The sequence below is a fragment of the Tessaracoccus luoxuelianae genome, assembly GCF_055326245.1.
Window position 1 is genome coordinate 86,739 of the sequence record NZ_JBUZNO010000002.1, and the last position, 22,908, is coordinate 109,646.

A 22,908-nucleotide genomic window follows, 5' to 3' on the forward strand; every position below is an offset into this window, starting at 1 on the left:
CCGGGGGTGGGGCGACCGGAGGCGGAGCGACGGGGGGGGGGGGGGAGTCGGTTTGCGGGGCGCCGAAGCCCTGGTGTAGGGTTCATCTTCGTGCCCGGGTGACCGGGCGCACAGGGGTATGGGGTAATTGGCAGCCCGCCGGATTCTGGTTCCGTCAGTCTAGGTTCGAGTCCTAGTACCCCTGCGGAAGGTGTTAAACTCCTTCTCGCTAGGGCCCCGTTGTGTAGCGGCCTAGCACGCCGCCCTCTCAAGGCGGTAGCGCGGGTTCGAATCCCGTCGGGGCTACGAGTTGAATCCCTTGCCGGAGAGATCCGGCAAGGGATTTTTCCGTGTCCGGCCCATCGCGGGACCCGCCCAGCTCCTTCCGGGTATGCCTGGCGACTGCCGCTGTGGCGCTGTCCGACTCCTGCCCTCAGTCGCGGCCTCGGGTCGCTGCCGTCGTCGGCTCACGGGGCGCAAGAGCAGGGCTCTGGATGCACAGGGAAGCCTGGCGCGCCGCGGCCAGGAGGCAGATGTCGACGGGGGATCCCGCCAGGTGGGCGGCAAGGAACCCTGCGAAGAAGGCATCTCCGGCGCCGTTGGTGTCCACCACCTCCTCGACGGGGAGGGCCTGGACGTGCCTGAGCACCCCGTCGGTCGCCATCGCGATCGCTCCGGCCGCGCCGCGGGTCACCACTGCCAGCTGGGCGCCGCCGCTGATGCGGTCGGCGACGAAGCCAGCAGGATCCGGCAGGGCGTCGTCGTTGCAGAAGACGAAGGAGGCCTCGTGGACGAACTGCTGGTGCCACGGTGAGGTGCCGTCGTAGTCGTGCAGGTCGCACCAGACTGGGCGGCCCAGCTCGCGCGCCTGGCTCAGGAGCGCTCGGCCGGGGTCCGACAGGTCGATCACTACGGCGTCGGCGGACTGCATCGACCGGCGCGCTTCATCTGCCAAGCGGACGTCGGCCACCTCCAGCGTGGGCGCGCGCAGGTACAGCGACACCCGCCCACCAATGGGGTTCATCAGGTTGAGGTGCTGTTCGGTGATCCGGTTCGAGGCCTCCTCGGCGAGCACGTCGATGCCGGACTCGCGGAGCGCCATCAACACCTGTCGCCCCTCGGGGTCATCACCCACCACCGTCCGCAGAGTCACGTCGACCCCGAGAGAGCGCAGATTGAGCGCCTTCCCGGCGGACGTCCCGCCCAGGGCCCATCGGTGCGAGCGCGCGAACGCCATGTGCGAAACGGGCTGCGGCAGCGCGTCCAGCATGACGATCTGGTTCCACGACGCCGGTCCCGCGACGAACACGTGACCGGACATGGCCACTACTCCGGGGCGCCGCTGCGACGCAGCACCTCGCTCAGCCGCTCGGCCGCCGCAAGGACCGCCGGGGCGTGGAGACGGCCGGGCGAGCGGGTCAGCCGCTCGATGGGCCCGGAGACGGAGACGGCCGCGATCAGCTTGCCCGACGGGGCCAGCACCGGGGCGGACACGGACGCCACCCCCGCCTCCCGCTCGGCCACCGACTGGGCCCAGCCCCGCCGTCGGACGGACTGCAGGGTGGTCAGGGTGAACGAGGCGCCGTCGAGGAGCTTCTCGAGCTTCTCCGGCTCCTCCCAGGCCAGCAGGACCTGCGCCGCAGATCCGGCCGTCATGGACAGCTGGGCGCCGACGGCGACGGTGTCGCGGAGGCCGGTGGGGCGCTCGACGGAGGCCACGCAGATGCGCATGTCACCCTGGCGGCGGAACATCTGCACCGACTCGCCTGTGATGTCGCGCAGCCTGGTCAGGATGGGGCCGGCGGTGGCCAGCAGGGGATCCTCGCCGGCGGACTCGGCCAGCTCGATCAACCGCGGCCCGAGGACGAAGCGCCCCTGAAGGTCTCGGCCGACGAGGCGGTGATGTTCGAGTGCCACCGCGAGCCGGTGCGCCGTCGGGCGCGCCAACCCTGTGGCGGTCACGAGGCCCGCCAGGGTGAGGGGATTGCGCTCCAGGGCTGCGAGAACCGAGGCCGCCTTGTCGAGTACGCCAACGCCACTTGTGTCGTCCATATGGTGAGATTATCAATCCACTATGTGGACATGCAAACCGGTGGTGGGCGTGTTGCGGGTCATACTTGGCGACAGATTTCCACGTCGAATGTTTGAGAAGAGGAGCCATGGGCAAGACCCTGAGCGAGAAGGTATGGGACGCGCACGTCGTCCGCGCGGTGGAGGGAGAGCCTGACCTGCTCTACATCGACCTGCACCTCGTCCATGAGGTGACCAGCCCCCAGGCCTTCGACGGCCTGCGCCTGGCCGGCCGCCCCGTCCGCCGCCCGGACCTCACCCTGGCCACCGAGGACCACAACACGCCCACGCTCAACATCAACCTGCCGATCGCGGACCCCGTCTCGCGCACACAGGTGGACACGCTGCGCAAGAACGCCGCCGAGTTCGGCATCCGGATCCACTCGTTGGGCGACCGTGACCAGGGTGTCGTGCACATCATCGGCCCCCAGCTGGGCGTCACCCAGCCCGGCATGACCATCGTCTGTGGCGACTCGCACACCTCCACCCACGGCGCTTTCGGCGCGCTCGCGTTCGGCATCGGCACCTCCGAGGTGGAGCACGTGCTGGCCACGCAGACGTTGCCGCAGAAGCGGCCGCAGACCATGGCGGTCAACATCAACGGTGAGCTGCCTGACGGCGTTACCGCCAAGGACGTCGTCCTGGCGCTGATCGCCAAGGTAGGCACCGGCGGCGGACAGGGCTACATCGTCGAGTACCGCGGCTCCACCGTCGAGGCGCTCTCGATGGAGGGCCGGATGACCATCTGCAACATGTCCATCGAGTGGGGCGCGAAGGCGGGCATGATGGCCCCGGATGAGACCACCTTCGCCTACCTGAAGGGCCGCCCGCACGCGCCCGAGGGCGAGGACTGGGACGCCGCCGTCGAGTACTGGAAGACGCTGCGCACCGACGACGACGCCACGTTCGACGTGGAGGTGGACATCGACGCCACCCAGCTCACCCCCTTCGTCACCTGGGGCACCAACCCCGGCCACGGCGTCCCGCTGGGCGGAGTGGTCCCGGCACCTGAGGACTTCGACTCCGAGGTGGAGCAGTCCACGGCCAAGCGCGCCCTGGAGTACATGGCGCTGACCCCCGGTACACCGATGCGCGACATCACCGTCGACACCGTCTTCCTGGGCTCCTGCACCAACGGCCGCATCGAGGACCTGCGCCTGGCCGCCTCCATCCTGGAGGGCCAGCACATCGCCGACGGCGTGCGCATGCTCGTGGTGCCCGGCTCGGCCCGTGTGCGCCTGCAGGCCGAGGCCGAGGGCCTGGACAAGATCTTCCTGGACTTCGGTGCCGAGTGGCGCGCCGCCGGCTGCTCGATGTGCCTGGGCATGAACCCGGACCAGTTGGCGCCGGGGGAGCGCGCGGCGTCGACGTCGAACCGCAACTTCGAGGGCCGCCAGGGCAAGGGTGGCCGCACGCACCTCGTCTCGCCGCCCGTCGCCGCGGCCACCGCCATCGTCGGCCACCTGGCCGCCCCCGCAGACCTGATTGGACGCTGATCATGGAACCCTTCGTCAACCACACCGGCGTGGCCGTCCCGCTGCGCCGCTCCAACGTCGACACCGACCAGATCATCCCGGCGGTGTACCTCAAGCGGATCACCCGCACCGGCTTCGAGGACGGGCTGTTCGCCGCCTGGCGCAACGACCCCGAGTTCGTGCTCAACCAGGAGCCGTTCACGACCGGCACCATCCTGATCCCCGGCCCCGACTTCGGCACCGGCTCCTCGCGCGAGCATGCGGTGTGGGCGCTGCAGAACTACGGCTTCACGGTGATCGTGGGCACCCGCTTCGGCGACATCTTCCGCTCCAACTCCGGCAAGGCCGGCCTGCTGGTGGCAGTGGTCTCCGAGGAGGACCGTGACCGGCTGTGGGACGCCATCGACGCAGACCCGAACGTGCCCACCACGGTGGACCTGCCCAGCCAGACGATCACCCGCGGCGACGTGGTGGTGAGCTTCGAGATCGACGAGTACACCAAGCATCGCCTGCTCAACGGCCTCGACGACATCTCGCTGACCCTGATGCAGTCGGACTCCATCTCCGCCTACGAGGCGACCCGGCCGTCGTTCAAGCCGAAGACCCTCCCGGTGCGGACGGCCGACACCGTCGCCTGACGCTCGCTGATTCCACTCGACGGCAGCACGGGTTCCCTCGGGAACCTCTGCTGCCGTCGTGCTTCTCCCTGGGACTCTCACTCGCTCACCGGCGGCCTTCGGGGTGTCGGGAACGCAGGTGGCCAGGCTCCGCCACGCCATGGCCGGCTGGGTTGCGTGTGTCGCATATTCCTCGAGCCCACTGACGCATACGACGGCGGCGCGGCTCATCGACACCCGACCACCCGGCGCGCGAGGCGGGTCCAACGCTGAGGTCCCTACACTGTGACAGTGACCTCCCCTGACGATGCGTCGGCCCCTCGTGACGACCCGTCGGCGCCGGCTCGGTTCGACCGCTTCAGCCGCGGGATGTACGGCGCGTTCCTGCTGTGGGGATGGTTGCTCTACTCATTCGGTCCGGTGATCCAGATTCTGGGCGGCGAGTTAAGCTTCAGCGCCGCGGAAATCGGTCTGCACGGGACCGCGCTGGCGATCGGGACGGCGCTGGCGGGCATGGTCCTGGCCCCCGTCGTCAGAGCGCTCGGTCGACGCGGGGCGATCCTGCTGGGAGCGGGCCTGGTCGCGTCGGGCGGGGTTGGGCTGACGGTGTTGTCGACCCTGCCCGCGACCTTGAGCGCAACGGTGGTGCTCGCCGTCGGGGGCAACATGGCGATCGCGGCGGCCCAGGCCGGGCTCGTCGTCCACCATTGGCTCAAGCCGGCCGACGCCGTCACCACGGCGAACGGCCTCGGGACGCTGGTGGGTCTGCTGGGCCCGGTGGCGGTCGGTGCGGGTGTGGCGGCGGGCTTCGGCTGGCGCCCCGTGGTCCTGGTGACGGTGCCGATGAGTGTGGTCATGGCCGTCGTCTGGCTGCGAATGCCGGCGTCGCGTGCGATGACGCCACGTGGTCAGTCCGGGCCGACCAGTGCCGAACGCCCTCGCGGTGCGGACGGGAGGCGCACGCGTGGGCCTGCGCTGCGCCAGCTGCCCGCTGCCGGCTGGTGGTTCCTGATGGCCATGCTCATGGGGGTCGCCATCGAGAACGCCACCACATTCTGGGCCCTCCCCCTGATGACCGAGCGCACCTCGGCCGGGACTGCTGTGGCCGCGGCGGCGGTGGCGGCCTTCATCGGGGGCATGGCGACCTCGCGGCTGATCTCGTGGTGGTTCACGGCCCGGTACACACCGAGCCGGCTCGTGGTTGTGGCCTTCGGCGTCACGACCGTCGGCTGGCTGGCGCTGTGGTTGGCCACGGTGCCTCCGGTGGCGATCCTGGGGCTTGCGGTCTCCGGGATGGGCTGCGGCCTGCTGTACCCGTTCGCGTCCAGCATCATGCTCTCCACCGCACGCGGGTCCAAGGACTCAGCCCAGGGCCTGGTCATGGTGGCGCTGGGCGTCGCCGTGGGCGTGGTGCCGTTCTTGCTTGGTGTGCTCGCCGACGCCGCGGGCGTGCACACCGCGTTCCTGCTCATTCCCGCGCTGGCGGCCCTCGGGGCGGTGGCGGCAGGGCTGGGCGCGTGGCTTCTCGGGAACGCAGGTGGCCAGGCTCCGCTGCGCACGCAGCGGTGATGCTGCACTACCGCTCTGCTGCAGTGGCGACCAACGCTCGGTGCCTGTCGCTACGTTGTCTTGAACCCCTTCAGCACGAGCAGGATCAGCGAGGAGACACCGACGATCAACGCCACGGCGGCCGCGACCTCGGCCACGCCTGACCACTGCCGGGTCCTGTCCATCCACGCCACCTCGTCGGCCGAGAGGCGTTCGCCGGAGAGTTCGATGGTGAGACTGGCGGACCTGCTGTCGGAGGCGTTCTCGAAGTAGCTTGTGAGCGCCGTTCCGGGACCGGCGTCGACCGGGTAGAAGAGCTGATAGTTGAGGACCAACGAGGCCTCACCCGCAGCGACATCCTCGTCAGGCAGGTGGACCCGATGCTCGACGGTGAAGTCCCGCTCGTCGGGATCTCCCGAGAAGGAGTTGGGCCAGTCCCGGCCGATGGGCCCGTGCTCACGCCCTTCGCCGACGGACCGTCGACCGCCTGGTAGCTCGACGGCGGTCTCAACGCGACGTGAAAGGCGACGAACAGCAGTACAGACGCCAGCAGGAGCGCGCCCCAGAGCACCCGAGCCCGTTTCGTGGCGGCGCCCGCACGGGCGGGCGGCCGACGTGACGCACTGCGCACCCGAATGGGCCCAGCCTTGCTCATGGCCTTACCTTCCTGGTCCCTCACTGCCCATGATCCTCCCGGGGTGGCCGCCCCGCACGGGAACGGCGCTTCCGGCCGCCGCGTGCCCGCGTCGGGTCTAGGCTCGATATGCCCGCCCTCCCGGGGCGCGGGCTGCGGCGGCGACGGTGCGGGAGGTGGCACTCGTGGGGCTCGATTACCGGTACCTGCTGTTCTTCGAGCGTGACGCTGAGATGGACGCGTTCCGACACCTCGCGCGCATCTCGGCGGGCCGCCCCGACGAGACGTCCGTGGAGGTCCCGGCCGCCGGCGACATCCCGTACCGGACCGAGACGCTGCCGTTCCGTGTGTCCGGCGGGACGCCGTCGCACCTCTGGTGGGACGACCCCGGCCCGCGCTGGGACTTCGCCACCGTGCTGGCCTTCGAACCCGACGACGCGATCCGGTGGTACCAGCGCGACGACCCGAGGCTGGATGCGCAGGGCCGCCACGAGATCGGCTACATCTACCTCACTGTCCATCGTCGGATGGGGGAGTGGGCCTCAGGCGCCGACGAGGGCGTGGTGCTGTTCGAGTACGGGACCACCGGCTCGAAGATGAGCGCGATGTTCTCCGAGTCCGAGTCGGTGCGCCGCGCGATGGTGAGCCTGCTCGAGGACTCTCGCGGGGTGTGCGGGATCTTCGACTGGGAGGATCACGCCACCCTCTTCTGGTGGCGGGGACGCGAGGTGGACGTCGAGTTGGAGCAGGCTGAGCTGGACCTGGCCGAAGTTGCGCTGTCGGTTCCGCCGGTGGATCCGGAGCCGGAGGTGCCCGCACCGCCCGAGCCGCCGTCGGAGCCGGACGTGGCCGAGCCGTCGTTCTGGACACCCCGCAACTCCACCTGCGACCCCTGGTGGCGTCGCATGCTGGACCGGATCCTCAGCGCGGCTCGCCGGCCTAGCTGAGGGGCGCGTCGGGACGAGGGTCCCGAGGAACCTCTGGCAGCGGCAGCGGCAGCGGCCGGGCCGACGGCACGACGAGCAGTGCCAGGAGCGAGACGGCGCCGACCACGATCAGCGCGCGGAGGATCCCGTAGTGGTCCCCGAGGAAGCCGAGGAGGGGCGGGCCGGCCAGGAAGGCGGTGTAGCCGATGGTGGAGACCACGCTGAGCCGGGCGTGCGCCCGGGCCGGCTCGTCGGCCGCCGCGGACATGCCGACGGGGAAGCCGAGGCTTGCGCCTACGCCCCAGATCGCGGCGCCCACGAAGGCCAGCCATGGCGTGCCGAAGACCACCAGGAGGCAGCCGACGATCGCGGAGACGAACAGGGCGCGCAGCACCGGCACCCGTCCGTAGCGGTCAAGGAGCCGGGTGCCGAGGATCCGTCCTGCCGTCATGAAGCTGAGGAACACGGCAAGCGCCAGCACGCCCAACGTCTTGTCCAGGCCGTGGCCGTCGACGAAGGCGACAGCCATCCAGTCGTTGGCCGTGCCCTCGGTGAACGCGGCGGCGAGCACCATGACCCCGATGAGGAGCGTGCGCGGCTCCGTCCAGGCCGACCGAGAACGGACGGCCGGCGCGGGGGAGGCGTCGTGGTCGCCGTCCTCGAAGGCAGGCAGGAACTTCGACGTGCCCCACAGCACCAGCGCCGCGGACACCGCGCCCACGGCGCCGATGTGCCAGATCATCGGCACCTCCAGCCACACCATCAGTGCGCCGACGAGCGCGCCGAGCACGGTCCCGCCGCTGAAGGCGGCGTGGAACCACGGCATGATCGAGCGGCCCAGGCCCCGCTCGACGATGGTGCCCTCGAGGTTCTGCGCCACGTCCCACACGCCGGTGCCCAGCCCGAGCAGAAACAGACTGGCCGCCACCGCCGCCATGGGAAGGCCCATCTGCACGCCCACTGCGGCCAGCACCAGGCCGGGGAGCGCGACCACCATCGCGGCCCGGACGGCGCGGGTGGCGCCGAGGCGTCGGGTGATCAGCCCGGCGAGCGGCAGCCCCAACAGCGCGCCCACGGAGACAGCCAGCAGCAGCAGCCCGAGCTGCCCTGGGCTGAGCGCCAACTGCTCCTTGACGTCGGGCACCCGCGACATCCAGGACGCGAACGCGAACCCGTTCACGGCGAACACCACGAAATCGCCGTTTCGGGCGCTCATCACAGCACCCCGCCCGCTGGTCGTGGCAGTTCCGGGGTCGTCGTCGCTCGTCATGGGCACGAGCCTACAAATGCCGCGCCGACTCCATGGCATTGGCCGGCCCCGGCGGTTGGCGTCGATCTACGTCGGGACCGGGCCAGGAACGCTAGGACCAGGGGGTGCGCTGCCGAGGCTGGTTTTCACCGTCGACGGTGACGTCGAGCCGTTCAGTGAAGAAGGCGATGAGATCGCGGACGGGCTCCCCGTCGTGGAGCGGGTCCTCGTAGGACCAGGCAATGTCATGCAGGATGGTGTCTCCGACGCGGGCGGACCAGTACGAGGCGCGACCTTTGTAGGCGCAGATGGTGCGCGTCTCCGAGGGCTCGAGGAGATCCATCGCGACGTCCTCGCGTGGAACGTAGAAGCGCGGCGGAAGCGGTGTCTCGAAGAGCAGAGTCGGCCGGTTCGTGGAGGCGAGGCTGACGCCGGCGTGAGCGATCTGCACACGCCGGCTCGAGCGAAGGCAGTCGATCCGGTCGAAGGGGTCATGCGGGTGACCTATGACAGGCTCGTCCTCTTCGTACCACTGGGTGAATGCGTTCCAGTCCAGGACGACATACCCCGCCAGGTCCGGATCGTCCGGCAGGAAGGCCGCCGCCGTCAGGTTGGCGTGGGGCGTCTGGATCGTCATCGGAGTGCCGGGCGTCGTGTGGGCGGCGAACGGGGTGGTGGGATCCAGGACGGGCGGGCCGTCCTCCATCGTGACCGGGCGCTGGGGCGTTGCCGCCGCAGAGGCGGCGACGAGCTGCCCGAGGACGTCATCCTGAGGAACGGCGTACGACCCCACCGCACGCCGCGGCTCCCACACCAGTAGGGCCCGGCGCGTGTCGATGACGGTCTGGGTGCCAACCGTGGCGCGGATCCACTTCCGGACCGGATGGACGCGGAGGTCGTCGATCGCACTCCACCACAACTGACTCATTCGCGTCGCCATCGCACCAGTGTCCACCCGGCTGCCTCGGCTCACCAGAGGGTTGGCGGGCACGACACGCCGATCGATTCGATCCTCGTGGCGCTCCTCGCTCCTCAGCCCGCGGCTCGCTCAGAACATGCCGTTGGCGTTCTCCGCGTGGCCGGGCACCACCTGCAGCACGTCCCAGTGCTCGACGAGCTTTCCTTCTCCGTCGAGGCGGAAGATGTCGATCCCGGCGTAGTCGCTGTCGCCCGGCCAGGTCTGGCGGCAGTGCAGCACCACGTAGTCGTCCTCGGCGATCGCCCGCACGAACTCGACCCGCTTGCCGGGATACTCGGCAGCCATCCGCTCGAAGTACTCGACGAAGGCCTGCTTGCCGTCGCCCACATGGGGATTGTGTTGGGTGTAGGTGTCGCCGGCGTGGCGCTCGATCGCCTCGGCCGGCCGGCACTGGTTGAACATGAGGTCGTAGAACTCCTGCACGTTCCGCTTGTTCATCTGCTCGCGCTCGTTCCTGGACACCTGCGCACCTTCCGTGACTCGATTACCCAGCAAACCCCTCGTCGGCTCGGCATATTCCGCCAGTAGCGCGCAGCGCCCTGCAACTTGCTACCTATACGGCGGCTTCTGTGTATATGCGCAGAAACCGCCGTATAGGTAGCAAGTTGCAGGGCGAACGCGAGGGGTCGAGGGTCTTGAGCCCCAGGATGGCCCGACCAGGGCCCTCGGGGGCTCTGCCAGACCCCTGATGGGGACAGGTGCTTGTGTCGCGGTCGGCTCGTGCGGATGTGCGCGCGAGTCTCGGCAGGTCGCGTGGTAGGTGTTGACCATGACGATCCTCGACGCAACGACTCTCAGCGGCCGTCTGGTCAGGCTTGAGCCCCTCGGCGACAAGCATGTCGATGGCCTGACTGAGGCGGTGCAGGACGGCCGCATCCACGACCTGTGGTACACCTCAGCCCCCACGCCCGGGGGGATGGCGGCCGCCGGCGTGTGTGCTTCCGGGCGACGTGGTTCAATCATCAGTCGCGACGGGCGATCGAAGGTCTCGGGGCCGTGTTCGAGGGGCGCATCCGCAAAGACCGGATCCTGCGCACCGGCGAAGTGACCGACACCGCGCAGTACTCGATCACCGACGGCGACTGGCCCGCCGTCAGACGGCACCTCCACCACCTCCTCGACAGTCCCTGATTCCGGGCAAAGGCCGCGGTGAGGTTCAGTCGGTGGGCTAGGGCCGGCGGACGCTCTGCCACACAGCCTGCGAGCCCAGGTGTCACGTGCCCGCCCGGTGCTGGTGGCCCACGGTCGCGGTTGTCCCTGATCGTCGACGGCGTGGCTGCACTAAGCGATCGCTACCGCGCCCGCCAGGCCGATGGCGCCGATGAGGAGGGTCGCGGCGCCCCCCAGCACCAGGGGTCTGCGCCCGACCGCCACCAGGGCGCGCAGGTCCACGCCCAACCCGAGCGCGAACATCGCCGCGGCGAGCAGCAGTTGCTGCGCGTGGCCCAGAACGGCGAGCGCGGGCTCGGGGATGAGCCCCGTCGTCCGCGCGGCCATGGCCGCGAGGAAGCCAACGACGAACAGCGGGAGCGAGGGAGGCAGCCGCACGTCGCCGCTCCCCCCGGGCAGCCGCCGGAGGCGCCGTCGCTCCCGGAGGGCGAGCACCCCCATCACCGGCGCCAGCAGCGCCACCCGGGCGAGCTTGACCGTGACCGCCACCGCCAGCGCCTCGGCCCCCACCAGGCCGGCTGCGGCGACCACCTGCGCCACCTCGTGGGTGGAGGCGCCGATCCACACCCCGGCGACGGTGGGCGTCAGGCCGAGGAGCGCGGCCAGCAGCGGCAGCGCCACGATCATCCCGGTGCCGAACACCACCACCAGCGCCACGGCGGTGGCCACCTCCTCGTCGTCGGAGTCGGTCACACCCTCTGCTGCCGCGACCGCGGCCGCCCCGCAGATCGAGAACCCTGCGGCCACCAACAGCGACTGCTCGGCGCCCAGCCCGAGGCGTCTACCCAGCCAGGCGGTGGCGGCGAAGGTGACGCCCACCGCCGTCGCGACGAGCACCAGTGTCGCGGGGCCTAGCCCGGCCACGGTCACGAGCGACACCTGCAGCCCCAGCAGCACGATCCCGACGCGCAGGAGCTGTCGGCCGGCCAGCCCAACCCCCGGAGCCCAGGAAGCCGTCGTGCCCCGCGCCGTCCGCCACGCGACCCCGGCGAGGATCGCCACCAGCAGTGGGCTGGCGATCGGCACCACCGTGTTCACCGCGACCGACGCGACGGCGGCCGCCAGGCAGGCGGCCAGTCCGGGGGCGACGGCGCGGAGGAGGTTCACCGCTCTACCGTGCGCCGGATCAGTCGCGCGGCGGTAACCCGATCGAGACAGCAACCCATATGATCGCGATATGACCGCCCTTCCTCCCGACGAGCCCGGCCTGCCTGCCCTGCGGCTGCTCGTCGCCGTCGCCGAGCAGGGGTCGCTGGGCGCCGCGGCACGGGAGATCGGGATGGCGCAGTCCAACGCGAGTCGCGCCCTGGCCGGCCTCGAGCGACGACTGGGATTCGCCGTCGTGCAGCGCAGCGCAGCCGGCTCCGAGGTCACGCCCGAGGGCGCGCTGGTGGTGGGCTGGGCGCGGGAGGTGGTCGAGGCCATGGACCGGCTGATGGCGGGGGCGGGCGCCGTGACGGCCACCGCCGGGGGAGCGGTGACGGTGGCGGCGAGCATGACGATTGCCGAGTACCTCGCGCCGGTATGGCTCGCCGCGCTGCGGCGCGTGCACCCCGACGCCGCCGTCTCCCTGGAGATCCTCAACTCCGACGCCGTGATCGAGGCGGTGCGGCACGCGCGGGTGGCCGTCGGGTTCGTCGAGTCCCCGGACGTGCCCGACGACGTGTCCAGCCGGCTGGTGGGTCGCGACCGGCTCACGGTGATCATCCCGCCCGAGCATCCATGGGCTGAGCGTCGCGGGGCGGTGACGGTGGGGGAGTTGGCCGGCACGCCGCTCGTGGAGCGGGAGCCCGGCTCCGGGACACGTCGCTTCCTGGACCGGGCCGCCGCGTCCGCGGGGGTGACGACGCGGGCAACGCCGGTGGCTCAGCTGTCGAGTAATGCTGCCATCGTGGCCGCCGTGGCCGCAGGGTTGGGGCCGGCCGTGTTGAGCAACCACGCCGTCCGCGGCGCGCTGATGGACGGCAGGGTGCTCGCGGTCCCCGTCGAGGGCGGTCCGATCGAGCGGGAGCTGCGCGCCGTGTGGATGGGCGGTCCGGTCCCGGGCGGCATTGCAGGGCGCTTGGTCGACGTGGCCGCGTCAACGCAGACCTCCCCCGGTCCCTGAGGAGGGTCGCCCGCGGAGCGGCGTGGCCCGTCCCCCGGTCCCTGAGGAGGGTCGCCCGCGGAGCGGCGTGGCCCGTCTCGAAGGGTCGTGGCTCGCGCCCTGGAGTGAGACTGCTTGTCAGGTTGGGTTACGACCCTTCGAGACGCCACGCGCCTTCGGCGGTGGGGCCCTCAGGGAGCGATAAGCGACGCCCACGCGCCTCCGGCGGTGGGGCCCGTCCCCCGGTCCCTGAGGAGGGTCGCCCGCGGAGCGGCGTGGCCCGTCTCGAAGGGTCGTGGCTCGCGCCCTGGAGCGAGACTGCTTGTCAGGTTGGGTTACGACCCTTCGAGACGCCACGCGCCTTCGGCGGTGGGGCCCTCAAGGAGCGATGAGCGACGCCCACGTGCCTTCGGCGGTGGGGCCCTCAGGGAGCGGTGGTGGTGCGGAATCCGGTTGGGCGGATCAGCCTGGCCGGGACGCCCGCGACAATCATGTCCGGCTCCACGTCCTTGGTGACGACCGAGCCGGCACCGATCACCGCACCGTCGCCGATGGTCACCCCTGGGACCACCGTCACGCTCGCGCCGAACCACACCTTGCGGCCGACGGAGATGGGCGCGGGGACCATATCTCCGCGCCGGTCCGGATCCATCGCGTGGTTGATGGTGGTGAAGGTGCAGCCGTGCCCGATGAGGGTGTCGTCGCCGACGGTGATGCCGCCAGTGTCCTGGAACCGACAACCCATATTGATGAAGACGCGCTTGCCCAGTGTGAGGTTCCTGCCGAACTCGCTGTAGAACGGCGGGAACACCGTCACCGACTCGTCCACAGGGCGGCCGGTCAGCCGCGACAGGAGCGCGCGCACCTCGTCGGCGGACCGGTACGCGTTGTTGAGCTCCGCGGTGATCCTCAGCGCCTCCTCCGAGGCCCCGATCATGAATCGGTGGAGCTCCGAGCCGCTCTCAATGAGCTGCCGGCGTTGGACGTGGGCGAGGAAGTCCTGCATTTCCATGGGCTCACCGTCCTGTCAGGCGCTGTACTCGTCGTCGGTGACGTGCTCAAGCCAAGTCACGGTCACGCCCTGATCGTCGGCCTCGTGGATGGCGACGTGCGCCATGAACCGGTCCGACGTGGCGCCGTGCCAATGCTCCTCGTTCGGCTCGATGTAGACCACGTCGCCGGGGCGGATCTCCTGCACCTCGCCGCCGCGCCGCGCGACGTACCCGATCCCGTCGGTGACGTACAGCGTCTGCCCCTTGGGGTGGCGGTGCCAGGCGGTCCTCGCGCCCGGGGCGAACCGGACGTGGGCGGAGCCGACGGCCGACTGCTCGTCCGGGGTGCGGATGGCATCGAGGAACACGGTGCCGGTGAACCAGTCCGCGGGGCCCTGGGTTGTCTGGCCGCCGCTGTGGGTGATCTTCATGGGGTGACTTCCTTATCGTGTGTCGTGGTTGTGGACGAGCCGGCGCAGCGATCCTTCGAGCCGTTGCGTGGTGCCGGACGGAAGGGTCACGCGCCCTTGGCCAGGTAGTGGTTGATAGCCTCGCGTGCGAGTTCGGACTCGCTCACTCCTGCGGCGTCCGCGGCCGACTTGAGCCGGTCGTGCAGTTCGCGGGGAAGGCGGACTCCGATCCGGCTCGTCTCGGTGGACAGTCGGGGGCGCCCGCCCTTGCGGCCGTGGCGGGCCGCGATGTCGCGGGCAATAGCGGCGGCGCGGGCCTCCGTGAGCCGCTCGCCTTCGAAGTAGACGACCTCGTCGTCCAGGTTGATGTTCTCGATGCTGGTGATCTCGGCGCTGGTGCCGTCACCTAGCTGGATACGCATGGCGCTCATTTCCTCCTCAGTGCCGTCGGCATGGCATGGATAATCAGCATCGTCGGCTCGCCGTCCGTCTTGACGAGGACCCCGACGATCTCCAGTTCCAGTCCACGGTCATCCTCGCCGATCCAGCAATACTCAGGTTCCCCGCTGGTTCTGACCCCTACTGTGGGCTGACTAGTGCTGACCACATGGGCGATCCGGGCTGCACCGATGCGATGCTTGCGAGCCGCTTGAGTCAGCTTCAACCTCACTCTTCAAGTGTGCAACGAAACCGGGATATGTTCAACAAGATCTCCATGGATTATTCCTCCTGCGCCCGGGCTCTTGGTGAATACTCTCGTCCCATGACCGACATGAGCCGATCCGCCGAGGGGCCTCGCCGCCGGCGGCCCATCGTGGTTGCGGTGATCGGCACCGGCATGGTGGTGGCGTACGCGCTGCTCGCGGCCGTCCAGATCCTTGTGTTGAACCCGCTGGCGGCGGTGCCCGGTGCCGAGCTCTCCCAGATCTACGCCGACGTCTCCGCGGCGGGGGAGTCCATGGGCGCGCCGCTGGTCTTGGGCGGCCTGGCGGTTGGTCCCATCGTCGCGGTCGGCCTGCTGTTGCGCACACGGAGGCGGCCCGACGTCGAGGCTCGGATCGTCGCTGTGCAGTACCTGGCGCTCGTGGCGCTGGGCGCTTTCGGCTACTTCTGGGCCAGCTTCGGACCCGGCATGGCGCTAGCCGACACGTATGGAATCAGTGGTGGAGACCACTCACCGTGGGCCACGCCCCTGCAGGCGGTCAGCGGCGTCGCGTTCGTGGTGTTCCTCATGCAGGTGCCCGGAGCCGTGTCGATGGCGCGGGCTCTGCGTGGCGGCGCGATGCGGGGCTGAAGCCCGTACGTCTATACCCGGGCGAGACTGTCTCTGGCCTTGCTGGCGCGCTGATGCTCTTCACTCCTCCTTGACACGAGAGCGCTCTCACGGAAAGGTGGGGCTTGCGCGCAAGCTGAGAGCGCTCTCAGTGACCGTGCGTGTCCGCGCTACTGCGCGGAGGTCAATGACGACTAAGGGAGTCACATGTCATCTGTTTCATCCTCATCCCGATGGAGAGCGCTGGCGCTCAGCGGGTTGGCGGCAACGCTGCTGGCCCTGCCCGCCCAGGCCTCCGGTTCCACCGATGGGCTCGCCGGCTCGGACCTCTACCTCAACCCCTACAGCACCACGCTCGAGGCGGCCCAGAAGCTGAGCGGTCAGGCGCGCGCCGATGCTCAGCTCCTCGGGAGCATCCCCTCGGCCGACTGGTTCACGAAGGGCACGCCGGAGGAGGTGCGGATCGCCGTCGACGAGGTGGTCAGTGCGGCCGAGGCGCGCGGCGAAGTGCCCGTGCTCGTCGCGTACAACCTCCCGTTCCGCGACTGCGCCCAGTACTCGTCGGGAGGTGCGCTCGACACCGCGGCCTACACGGCCTGGATCGACGGGTTCGCGGCCGGGATTGGCGACCGACCTGCCACGGTGCTCCTCGAGCCCGACGGCCTCGGCGTCATCCCCCACTACGAGACGCTCGACGGCTCGGTCGAGTGGTGCCAGCCGGCTGGGCTCGACCCCGCGACGGCGACCCAGTATCGCTTCGAACAGCTCAACCACGCCGTCGACGCGTTCGAGGCGCTGAAGGGCACCGACGTGTACCTCGACGGGACGTCGTCGGCCTGGCTGAACGTCGGCGAGATCTCCGACCGGCTCGTGAAGGCCGGGGTGCAGAACGCGACGGGGTTCTTCCTCAACGCGTCCAACTACCAGTTCACCGCCAACCAGGTGGCCTACGGCACGTGGATCTCATCGTGCATCGCCTACGCCACCGAGGTGGCCCCGGGCGTCTTCGCCGAGTGCGGCAACCAGTACTGGAACGGCGGGCCGGCAACCGAATGGCAGGGCGACGCGATGTCCAACTACGGCGAGTGGTCGGCTGACAATCCGGACGCCGTGCTGAACACGTCGGGCATCGACTCGCGCTACGCCGCAATCCTGGGCGACGTGGAGCCGTCGACCCATTTCGTCATCGACACCAGCCGCAACGGCATCGGGCCGTGGGACCACGAGGGCCAGTACGACAGCACCCACGAGGACTGGTGCAACCCGCCGGATCGCGGCGCTGGGGCCCGTCCCACGACCACGACCGGCATCCCGCTCGTGGATGCCTTCCTGTGGATCAAGGTGCCGGGCGAGTCCGACGGCCAGTGCTACCGCGGCACCGAGGGTCCGCTGGATCCGGAACGCGAAATGCAGGACCCGCCCGCAGGGCAGTGGTTCGCCGAGCAGGCCAGGGAGCTGATCGAGTTCGCCTCCCCGGAGCTCAAGCCGCAGGAGTGCCACGTGGTGTGGGACGCCAAGGGCAAGGGCAAGGCGTTCTCCGCGAAGGTCACCGTGACCTCTCCGTCACCTGAGTGGACGCTTGAGTACGCGTGGCGCGACGATCAACGCATCAACAACGTCAGCCGCGGCCGCGCGACCCAGGTTGGCGTGGACGTGAAGATCGTCTCGGGAGCACCGTCTGTGGTCGTCTCCGCCAAGGGCGGCGCGACGGAGCCGTGGCTGTTCACGGTTGACGGCCAGCCCTGCACCTCGGCCTAGGGGTCAAAGGCGCAGTGAGGAGGGGGTGCCAGGCGATGTCTGGTGCCCCCTCCCTTTGTTTTGCGACGGCCAGGTGAGCGTCAGCAGGTCGCCGACGGCTCGACCTTGGTCGAGCAGCGTCTCCCTCACGCAGGACCCCTCCAGTCACCTTGTTCACCGGTTGTCGCCCCCAATAGAACTGAACAAACTCCGAGTGAGACGAGGCGATCCATGTGCCTGTCTGGGGTGTCATGGACGGTTCACCGCGTTTCTGCAGGCGAACTCTGTCCTCGCATGACACCAGCGTCCGGGTTGGGCTGTGGCATCCAGGGCTACCCATAGTGGTAGCGGCAAGCGGCGATCCGGACCTCGTCGCCGGCGATCTTGTAGACGAGGCGGTGCTCGTCGGTGATTCGTCTGGACCAGTAGCCGGCGAAGTCGTGCTTGAGCGCCTCCGGTTTACCGATGCCTTCGTTGCCGTTGCGTTGGATGTCAGCAAGGAGCGCATTGATCCGCTTGAGGACCTTCCGGTCCTGCGCCTGCCACCAGAGGTAGTCGTCCCAGGCGTTCTCATCCCAGACGAGCAGCACGTCAGTCGGTGTCGATCAGATCGTGGGCCTGACCGCGCCCAGCCTCAAGTCGCTCCATGGCGTCCAGCAGCCGGCGGGCGTTCGCGGGGGAACGCATGAGGTAGGCGGTCTCGCGCAGCGACTCGTAGTCATCGAGCGACACGATCACCACGGGGTCGTGCCCGGCGCGGGTGATGACCACCTCTTCGCGGTCGTTGACGACCGAGTCGAGAACCTCTGCGTATCGTGCTCGGGATTCCGTGTAGCTCATAGTCTTCATGGCAGCCTCCTGTACAGAAAAGTGTACGTCCCTCCCGGAGGTCAGGCAACCAGTGCCAGGTCAGTGGCTCGTCGACGAGTGGCGAAGGTCGTACGTGGACAGCGGCTCGGGTCCCGCCACCACCCGGCGGGTCACCTGCAGGATCGCGTCCTCGTTGGGGTCTACACGCCACCTGACCAGAGAGATGGCGCTGTTCTCGATCTCCAGGGCGGTGATGTGCGACGGATAGATGCAGCTGCCGGAGTTGAAGTAGGGCATCTGGTCGCCCCGCGGGAACTTCTCGCGGTGTGTGTGGCCGCAGATGAGTGCCATTCGGTTCTGGCGGATCCACTTCACATAGTTGCGCTCCACCTTGTGCCGCTTGTAGGAGTTGGCAACGGGGCTTGTGGGGCTGTGGAACCCGAACGCATGCGCATACCTCCAGAACGCGCGCATCATGAACCGGCTGAACCTCCAGGCCTGGTCGTTGGGGAAGTCGCCCTGGTGGCCGTGCACCAGTAGGACGTCCTGCCCGGTCTCCCGGTGCCGGAACACCACCGACTCAACCGCCTCCAGACCGTGGAAGAACGGCTCGATCTCACCGGTCACCGCGTCCTTCGCGGTCCAGAGGTGTTGTCGCACGAACCTGGGGTCTCTCAGGTCGAGGTCATGGTTGCCCCACATCCGGATCAACCTGCCCGCCTGGTGGAATTGGCGCAGCTGCTCCCACACGGCGCGGTTGGCCCTGATGATGTGCTTGAAGTCGTGCTCCCAGAGCTCGTCGCCGTCGCCTGCCTCCACGTAGGTGAAGCCGTTCTTCCAGTAGTAGTCCATCGCGGCCGTGAACGAGTTCTTGTTCTTGAGGAACTCGTCGGACTTGGAGCCGTCCCCGCGATGGCAGTCGCTCATGATCACGTAGCGGGAGGTATCGTCGATGAACTCGACGCGGGCGTCCCTGTAGGCCTCCGTCAGACGTGTCATCGTCTTCACAGTCATCACCGCCATGCTCGGTCGTGTCGTTTCCGATCATAGGTCGGTGGCGCCGGAGGTGTCCGCCAATCGCCCAGGTGCTACCTGCTCGGCGCATTGAGTTCGCGTAAGAGCCAGCCGACTTCGTGGGCCAGCATCGCGGGGGGTAGCTCATGTCCGCCGTCGAAGATCTCGTGGTCGGCGATGCATGGTGCGAAGGCGGCGACGACCTCGTCGACGCCCGAGATGGGGAACAGAGGGTCGTCGCGGCCGGCCACGAGGAGGACTCGTTGCTGGTGGAAGGCGCGTGCGACGGCGGGGGAGTCGCCGAGTGTCACGATGCCGGGCGGATACCAGGCCGGGTTATGGAGAATGCCGGCGGGCTCGAAGGACGCCACCGTCCCGACGCCGCAGTTGAGCACGCCGGCGACGATGCGCTCATCGCAGGCCATGGAGAAGAAACTGACTTGGCCGCCGAGCGAGTGTCCGATCACGCCGCACGAACCGGCGCCGGTGTGGTGGAGGATCCAGTCGATGGCCATGGAGACGTCGGTGACGTGTGTGCCTTGCAGGGTAGTGCCGTGGGCGATGAGGTTCCATGCGTGGAACCGTTCGTCGTGGGCGCCGTCGCCAGAGGGGTCGCGCCGCCCCTCGAACCCGTGGAGGTCAGGGATCAGCGTGGTGACCCCGGCCTTCGCCAGTGCGAGGCCGTAGGCCATGCCCGGGTCGCCCGCCATCCCGGCAGGTTCGCTCTTGCCGAGGTGGAACTCGCCGTTGTGTTGGTGCACGGCCACGACGGGCAGGGGCGTCGAGAGGTGCTCCGGTTCCAGGAGGAGGCACGGAATCGTGTGCTCGTCGGAGGCGCGCAGCAACACCCGTGATCGTGAGATCCCCTGCCATGGCTCCGGTGCCGAGGCTTCGGCACCGACGAGGCGATTCCGCGCAGGCTCAATACCCAGCAGGCGTCTCACGCCTGAACGATCCATGACCACTCCTCCTCAGGCCCAGCGGGGCGCGTGTCCAGTAGACCACTGTGGGTGGATCTATCAACGATCTGTGTCGGGTCGGGTGTCCGACCCTGGGGAGTCCTGTCACACCCTGGACGGACGGGCATGCGGACGCTTGACACAATACGTCGTTCTAGCGAATATATGTGCCATGGAGTTGACGGTCGCACAGATCGCGGAACAGCACGGACGCTCGGACAGGTTCGTGCAGCAAGCAGTGCGCTCTGGGGATCTGGCCGCGCTGAGGACGGTGGGGCGCCTCGCGCTGGTCGACGACGTGGCAGTGATGGCATGGGTGCGCGCCTTGGCGCGGGGCCGGCGTTGGAGCTCCGACGTGCGCGAGGCCGCCATGGACCTTCTCTCGAACGGTCGCACGGAGAGGCTGTCGAGTTCCGAGAGGTCCAGGCTCCGCTCGCGACTCAGGGAAATGTCGGTTGTGGAGATCGCGCACGCAGCCGACGGACTCGGCGGAGGGTGGGCGCGCTACCGGGTGGCGCACGCTCCCGACCTCCCCAGGGTCGGTCCTTCGGCCGCGGACATGACGACGCTGGGCGTCGTTCCGGGAGAGGGTTGGATCACGTTCGTGGAAACCGACGACTTGGACCGGCTGGAGCAGGGACACGACGTGATCCTCGATGCTGACGGGAACCTGGGCGTCGTGGAACGCCCAGTCACCACCCCGCGCCCCGCCAGGTTGCTTCTGGACAGTTATCTGCTGGGCGACGCCAGGGTGTCGGCCGCTGCGGCGAACGAGTTGGAGCAGCGGGCTCATGATCTCTGACGTCTTTGAGCGCCTGGACGAGATCGCAAGCGCTCTGCCCCCGGAGCGTTGGATGCTCGTGGGCGGACTCATGGTCCACGCTCACTCGCTACTGTCCGGGGTCAGTCTGCGCGGCCTACAGATGACGCTGATCTGGTGGTCGAGCTGGTGAAAGCGCGGACATCCATACGAAAAACGTAAAATTTCGATGGCTCAGACTGATACTGTTGCTCCATGATCATGCTCAGCTTCACGGTGCGCAACCACAAGAGCATCCGCGACGAAGTCACGCTGGACCTCGTCCGTCCTTCATTGCGGACCCTTCATCCCAAGGATGGGGACTGGAGTTCAGCGTCCTACCCCCTGGCTGGCATCTTCGGTGCGAACGCAACCGGGAAGTCGGCAGTGCTGGACGCGATGAGCTATGCCTTTGCCGCGATTCGCCGCTCAGCAACGGCCTGGCAGGATGCGCCGTCGATGATGCGGGCTCCCTTCCTGCTCGACGGCACTTCTCGCACCTCCACGAGCACCTACGAGCTGGATTTTGTGCACGACGGGCGTCGTCATCTCTACGGTTTCGAGGTTGACGCCGATGGGGTCAGGCGCGAGTGGCTCCGCGATGTCCCCAGCTCTCGTTGGCGCTCGCTGCTGGAGCGAGACCGTACCGACGGCACGCTCAAGCTCCACCCGAGCATGCGCACTGTGGGTGCGGTGACTAACCGCGAGTTGGTGCTCAGCCGCGCGCTCCTCATGCCCGACTCGCCGTTTCATGCGATCGCCGAGAGGTTGGTCGGAAGTTTTGACTACGTCACCGTGAAGGACTCTCACCGGGAGGCACGCCTCAAGAAGATCGCAGACTCGCTGGCTGATGGGACGATCACGTTTGCTGATCTCGAGTTGCTGCTTCAGGTCGCTGACATCGGGGTAACGAGCGTGAGCATCGAGGAACGGAACATCCCGGAAGAGATCTGGCGGGCCGTTTCGCGCTTTCTCCGTGAGGTTCAGAGCGGCAGCGATAGCGATGGCCAGGCTAGAAAGTCGGCTGAGACCGAAGCGGCCGACAACCCTGGTGAGCTCGACGACGATCAGCTGGAACAGGTGGTTCGGCACCTCACCTTCACGCACCGAGGGACGGTAGACGACTGCCCACCGTTCTCGATTCAGAACGAAAGCGACGGCACCATCGCGTGGCTTGCGACCGCCGTTCCCGCGCTGGAAGCGCTGCGCGCCGGGGGACTCCTAGCGGTGGACGAGATTGACGCGAGCCTCCATCCCCATCTGCTGGAGTTGCTGCTGGAGATGTTCGCCGATCCCGCGGTCAACAGCCATCATGCGCAGTTGGTGTTCACCAGCCACGAGTCCTACGTGCTCTCGCCGTTGAGTGACGTGCAGCTCGCGCCGGAGCAGGTGTGGTTCACGGACAAGACCTACGACGGGGTGACCACGTTGACGTGTCTGGCGGACTTCCCGCAGCACCCTGATGCCAACGTGGCCAAACGCTATCTGACGGGCCGCTATGGAGGGACGCCACGCCTCTCGAGTAGCTCCTTTGCCGCACTCGTCAACTCTGGGGCTGAGTGACGGGCGTGGCATCGAGCAAGAACTCAACTCAGCGTAGGCGTCGTCCGCCGCGTCAAGAGGCCCGGCGCGTGCTCGTCGTCACAGAGGGCACGGAAACGGAGCCGCAATACGTGGAGCGCCTGGATGCGTTTCTACGAAGCAGTGAGTTCACGACCCATGTCAAGCGCGTCGGCGTAGGGAAGGATCCCCTCAGGGTGGTGGAAAAGTGCGTGGAGCTCCGGGACAAGGCAGACAGTGATGACAAGCCATACGACATCTGCGTCTGCCTGGTGGACGTTGATCAGCACTCCACTCTCGAAGAGGCATGTCGTCTTGCCCGAAACGAGAGCATCCTGGTGCTGATCTCAAACCTCAAGTTCGAGGTCTGGCTGCGCTGGCATGTGGAGGAGAGCCGCTCGGTCCTGACCTCTGATCGGCTCGATCAACTGGTCTCCAAGTTGGGACTCCTTCAGGGAAAGGCGCTTACGCCCAAGTTCCCGATCGAGTCCGTCCACGCTGCCTGCACCGTGGCGCTCAAGGCGGATCCAGACTTGGCTGCGTGCAGGAAGGGTCCCGATCCGTCCACGGCCATGCCGCTGCTGGTGGATCTACTTCGGGGACAGCTCTAGGGTGGTCGTT

General features: G+C 68.5%; 26 protein-coding genes and 2 tRNA genes. 13 read left to right on the top strand and 15 right to left on the bottom strand.

Translation table 11 applies throughout. From position 1 onward, the window contains the following. The first annotated feature begins 112 nt into the window (after window positions 1-112). Together ACZK39_RS03045 and ACZK39_RS03050 are read left to right on the top strand one after the other, a co-directional pair. Window positions 113-184: transfer RNA gene (locus tag ACZK39_RS03045), tRNA-Gln, on the top strand. A gap of 28 nt (window positions 185-212) precedes the next feature. Continuing rightward, window positions 213-285, top strand: a tRNA-Glu gene (locus ACZK39_RS03050). A 127-nt stretch (window positions 286-412) separates the two neighbouring features. Here ACZK39_RS03050 and ACZK39_RS03055 read toward each other — a convergent pair. Further along, complete coding sequence (locus tag ACZK39_RS03055) at window positions 413-1,300, bottom strand: carbohydrate kinase family protein (RefSeq protein WP_182799496.1); 888 nt, start codon at window positions 1,298-1,300, stop codon at window positions 413-415. 5 nt (window positions 1,301-1,305) lie between these two features. Then, entirely contained in the window at window positions 1,306-2,031 is a 726-nt protein-coding gene (locus ACZK39_RS03060) for an IclR family transcriptional regulator (RefSeq protein ID WP_463612466.1), read from the bottom strand. Window positions 2,032-2,138: 107 nt separating this feature from the next. Between ACZK39_RS03060 and leuC the strand changes: the two genes are divergently transcribed. The 3 genes from leuC to ACZK39_RS03075 all read left to right on the top strand — a co-directional run bounded on the left by leuC (window position 2,139) and on the right by ACZK39_RS03075 (window position 5,710). After that, on the top strand, window positions 2,139-3,545 hold the full coding sequence (leuC, locus tag ACZK39_RS03065; RefSeq protein WP_182799498.1) for a 3-isopropylmalate dehydratase large subunit: 1,407 nt from the start codon (window positions 2,139-2,141) through the stop codon (window positions 3,543-3,545). Between the two features lie 2 nt (window positions 3,546-3,547). Then, window positions 3,548-4,162 carry a 3-isopropylmalate dehydratase small subunit gene (gene leuD, locus ACZK39_RS03070; protein ID WP_463612467.1) on the top strand — a complete coding sequence of 205 codons (615 nt, stop codon included), beginning with the start codon at window positions 3,548-3,550 and terminating at the stop codon, window positions 4,160-4,162. 270 nt (window positions 4,163-4,432) lie between these two features. Then, the gene (locus tag ACZK39_RS03075; protein WP_463612468.1) at window positions 4,433-5,710 is read left to right on the top strand and encodes an MFS transporter; all 1,278 of its coding nucleotides are present in this window, start codon (window positions 4,433-4,435) and stop codon (window positions 5,708-5,710) included. A 50-nt stretch (window positions 5,711-5,760) separates the two neighbouring features. Here the strand turns inward: ACZK39_RS03075 and ACZK39_RS03080 are convergent, their stop codons facing one another. Then, a complete protein-coding gene (locus ACZK39_RS03080; RefSeq protein WP_463612469.1) occupies window positions 5,761-6,024 on the bottom strand; it encodes a hypothetical protein in 264 nt (87 codons plus the stop codon). A 475-nt stretch (window positions 6,025-6,499) separates the two neighbouring features. Between ACZK39_RS03080 and ACZK39_RS03085 the strand changes: the two genes are divergently transcribed. Beyond that, a complete protein-coding gene (locus tag ACZK39_RS03085) occupies window positions 6,500-7,270 on the top strand; it encodes a hypothetical protein (protein ID WP_463612470.1) in 771 nt (256 codons plus the stop codon). Here the strand turns inward: ACZK39_RS03085 and ACZK39_RS03090 are convergent. The 3 genes from ACZK39_RS03090 to ACZK39_RS03100 form a co-directional block, all read right to left on the bottom strand. Next, a complete protein-coding gene (locus tag ACZK39_RS03090; protein WP_463612471.1) occupies window positions 7,263-8,519 on the bottom strand; it encodes an MFS transporter in 1,257 nt (418 codons plus the stop codon). The two genes, ACZK39_RS03085 and ACZK39_RS03090, sit on opposite strands and share 8 nt — an antisense overlap. A 91-nt stretch (window positions 8,520-8,610) precedes the next feature. Further along, window positions 8,611-9,426, bottom strand: coding sequence for a DUF427 domain-containing protein (locus ACZK39_RS03095; RefSeq protein WP_463612472.1), 816 nt, complete (start codon window positions 9,424-9,426; stop codon window positions 8,611-8,613). Window positions 9,427-9,546: 120 nt separating this feature from the next. After that, entirely contained in the window at window positions 9,547-9,939 is a 393-nt protein-coding gene (locus tag ACZK39_RS03100; protein WP_463612473.1) for a nuclear transport factor 2 family protein, read from the bottom strand. 534 nt (window positions 9,940-10,473) lie between these two features. On the opposite strand from ACZK39_RS03100, the gene ACZK39_RS03105 reads away from it, so the two are divergent. After that, entirely contained in the window at window positions 10,474-10,608 is a 135-nt protein-coding gene (locus ACZK39_RS03105) for a hypothetical protein (protein WP_463612474.1), read from the top strand. Window positions 10,609-10,758: 150 nt separating this feature from the next. Here the strand turns inward: ACZK39_RS03105 and ACZK39_RS03110 are convergent, their stop codons facing one another. Further along, window positions 10,759-11,754, bottom strand: coding sequence for a YeiH family protein (locus ACZK39_RS03110; RefSeq protein WP_463612475.1), 996 nt, complete (start codon window positions 11,752-11,754; stop codon window positions 10,759-10,761). Between the two features lie 70 nt (window positions 11,755-11,824). On the opposite strand from ACZK39_RS03110, the gene ACZK39_RS03115 reads away from it, so the two are divergent. Beyond that, window positions 11,825-12,754: a LysR family transcriptional regulator gene (locus tag ACZK39_RS03115; protein WP_463612476.1), complete on the top strand. Its 930-nt coding sequence runs from the start codon at window positions 11,825-11,827 to the stop codon at window positions 12,752-12,754. Between the two features lie 403 nt (window positions 12,755-13,157). Here ACZK39_RS03115 and ACZK39_RS03120 read toward each other — a convergent pair whose 3' ends face one another. The 4 genes from ACZK39_RS03120 to ACZK39_RS03135 form a co-directional block, all read right to left on the bottom strand. Then, on the bottom strand, window positions 13,158-13,745 hold the full coding sequence (locus ACZK39_RS03120) for a sugar O-acetyltransferase (RefSeq protein ID WP_463612477.1): 588 nt from the start codon (window positions 13,743-13,745) through the stop codon (window positions 13,158-13,160). A 15-nt stretch (window positions 13,746-13,760) separates the two neighbouring features. Continuing rightward, complete coding sequence (locus ACZK39_RS03125; RefSeq protein WP_463612478.1) at window positions 13,761-14,156, bottom strand: (R)-mandelonitrile lyase; 396 nt, start codon at window positions 14,154-14,156, stop codon at window positions 13,761-13,763. Window positions 14,157-14,242: 86 nt separating this feature from the next. Beyond that, complete coding sequence (locus ACZK39_RS03130; protein WP_182783997.1) at window positions 14,243-14,557, bottom strand: ribbon-helix-helix domain-containing protein; 315 nt, start codon at window positions 14,555-14,557, stop codon at window positions 14,243-14,245. A 5-nt stretch (window positions 14,558-14,562) separates the two neighbouring features. Then, window positions 14,563-14,805 (bottom strand): hypothetical protein, encoded by a 243-nt coding sequence (locus tag ACZK39_RS03135; protein ID WP_463612479.1) that lies wholly within the window; start codon window positions 14,803-14,805, stop codon window positions 14,563-14,565. A 93-nt stretch (window positions 14,806-14,898) separates the two neighbouring features. On the opposite strand from ACZK39_RS03135, the gene ACZK39_RS03140 reads away from it, so the two are divergent. Beyond that, window positions 14,899-15,429 (top strand): hypothetical protein, encoded by a 531-nt coding sequence (locus ACZK39_RS03140; protein ID WP_463612480.1) that lies wholly within the window; start codon window positions 14,899-14,901, stop codon window positions 15,427-15,429. A 186-nt stretch (window positions 15,430-15,615) separates the two neighbouring features. Beyond that, entirely contained in the window at window positions 15,616-17,166 is a 1,551-nt protein-coding gene (locus ACZK39_RS03145; protein WP_463612481.1) for a glycoside hydrolase family 6 protein, read from the top strand. Between the two features lie 311 nt (window positions 17,167-17,477). Here the strand turns inward: ACZK39_RS03145 and ACZK39_RS03150 are convergent, their stop codons facing one another. The 4 genes from ACZK39_RS03150 to ACZK39_RS03165 all read right to left on the bottom strand — a co-directional run bounded on the left by ACZK39_RS03150 (window position 17,478) and on the right by ACZK39_RS03165 (window position 19,928). Then, on the bottom strand, window positions 17,478-17,735 hold the full coding sequence (locus tag ACZK39_RS03150; protein WP_463612482.1) for a Txe/YoeB family addiction module toxin: 258 nt from the start codon (window positions 17,733-17,735) through the stop codon (window positions 17,478-17,480). Window position 17,736: 1 nt separating this feature from the next. Next, window positions 17,737-17,994, bottom strand: a complete 258-nt coding sequence (locus ACZK39_RS03155) for a type II toxin-antitoxin system Phd/YefM family antitoxin (RefSeq protein WP_182799515.1) — start codon at window positions 17,992-17,994, stop codon at window positions 17,737-17,739. A 60-nt stretch (window positions 17,995-18,054) separates the two neighbouring features. Next, a complete protein-coding gene (locus ACZK39_RS03160; RefSeq protein WP_463612483.1) occupies window positions 18,055-18,969 on the bottom strand; it encodes a metallophosphoesterase family protein in 915 nt (304 codons plus the stop codon). Between the two features lie 74 nt (window positions 18,970-19,043). Continuing rightward, a complete protein-coding gene (locus ACZK39_RS03165) occupies window positions 19,044-19,928 on the bottom strand; it encodes a dienelactone hydrolase family protein (RefSeq protein WP_463612484.1) in 885 nt (294 codons plus the stop codon). A 172-nt stretch (window positions 19,929-20,100) separates the two neighbouring features. Between ACZK39_RS03165 and ACZK39_RS03170 the strand changes: the two genes are divergently transcribed. From ACZK39_RS03170 to ACZK39_RS03180, 3 genes are all read left to right on the top strand, one after another. Then, complete coding sequence (locus tag ACZK39_RS03170) at window positions 20,101-20,730, top strand: hypothetical protein (protein WP_463612485.1); 630 nt, start codon at window positions 20,101-20,103, stop codon at window positions 20,728-20,730. Window positions 20,731-20,943: 213 nt separating this feature from the next. Continuing rightward, window positions 20,944-22,290 (top strand): AAA family ATPase, encoded by a 1,347-nt coding sequence (locus ACZK39_RS03175; RefSeq protein WP_463612486.1) that lies wholly within the window; start codon window positions 20,944-20,946, stop codon window positions 22,288-22,290. 68 nt (window positions 22,291-22,358) lie between these two features. Beyond that, window positions 22,359-22,898 carry an RloB family protein gene (locus tag ACZK39_RS03180; RefSeq protein WP_459054609.1) on the top strand — a complete coding sequence of 180 codons (540 nt, stop codon included), beginning with the start codon at window positions 22,359-22,361 and terminating at the stop codon, window positions 22,896-22,898. Window positions 22,899-22,908 lie beyond the last annotated feature (10 nt).

Bases quoted from the DNA above. Each gene is read 5' to 3' on its own strand.
- ACZK39_RS03055 (WP_182799496.1), bottom strand. From the start codon at position 1,300: ATGTCCGGTCACGTGTTCGTCGCGGGACCGGCGTCGTGGAACCAGATC.
- ACZK39_RS03060 (WP_463612466.1), bottom strand. From the start codon at position 2,031: ATGGACGACACAAGTGGCGTTGGCGTACTCGACAAGGCGGCCTCGGTT.
- leuC (WP_182799498.1), top strand. From the start codon at position 2,139: ATGGGCAAGACCCTGAGCGAGAAGGTATGGGACGCGCACGTCGTCCGC.
- leuD (WP_463612467.1), top strand. From the start codon at position 3,548: ATGGAACCCTTCGTCAACCACACCGGCGTGGCCGTCCCGCTGCGCCGC.
- ACZK39_RS03090 (WP_463612471.1), bottom strand. From the start codon at position 8,519: ATGACGAGCGACGACGACCCCGGAACTGCCACGACCAGCGGGCGGGGT.
- ACZK39_RS03095 (WP_463612472.1), bottom strand. From the start codon at position 9,426: ATGAGTCAGTTGTGGTGGAGTGCGATCGACGACCTCCGCGTCCATCCG.
- ACZK39_RS03115 (WP_463612476.1), top strand. From the start codon at position 11,825: ATGACCGCCCTTCCTCCCGACGAGCCCGGCCTGCCTGCCCTGCGGCTG.
- ACZK39_RS03120 (WP_463612477.1), bottom strand. From the start codon at position 13,745: ATGGAAATGCAGGACTTCCTCGCCCACGTCCAACGCCGGCAGCTCATT.
- ACZK39_RS03125 (WP_463612478.1), bottom strand. From the start codon at position 14,156: ATGAAGATCACCCACAGCGGCGGCCAGACAACCCAGGGCCCCGCGGAC.
- ACZK39_RS03130 (WP_182783997.1), bottom strand. From the start codon at position 14,557: ATGCGTATCCAGCTAGGTGACGGCACCAGCGCCGAGATCACCAGCATC.
- ACZK39_RS03140 (WP_463612480.1), top strand. From the start codon at position 14,899: ATGACCGACATGAGCCGATCCGCCGAGGGGCCTCGCCGCCGGCGGCCC.
- ACZK39_RS03145 (WP_463612481.1), top strand. From the start codon at position 15,616: ATGTCATCTGTTTCATCCTCATCCCGATGGAGAGCGCTGGCGCTCAGC.
- ACZK39_RS03155 (WP_182799515.1), bottom strand. From the start codon at position 17,994: ATGAAGACTATGAGCTACACGGAATCCCGAGCACGATACGCAGAGGTT.
- ACZK39_RS03160 (WP_463612483.1), bottom strand. From the start codon at position 18,969: ATGACTGTGAAGACGATGACACGTCTGACGGAGGCCTACAGGGACGCC.
- ACZK39_RS03165 (WP_463612484.1), bottom strand. From the start codon at position 19,928: ATGGATCGTTCAGGCGTGAGACGCCTGCTGGGTATTGAGCCTGCGCGG.
- ACZK39_RS03170 (WP_463612485.1), top strand. From the start codon at position 20,101: ATGGAGTTGACGGTCGCACAGATCGCGGAACAGCACGGACGCTCGGAC.
- ACZK39_RS03175 (WP_463612486.1), top strand. From the start codon at position 20,944: ATGATCATGCTCAGCTTCACGGTGCGCAACCACAAGAGCATCCGCGAC.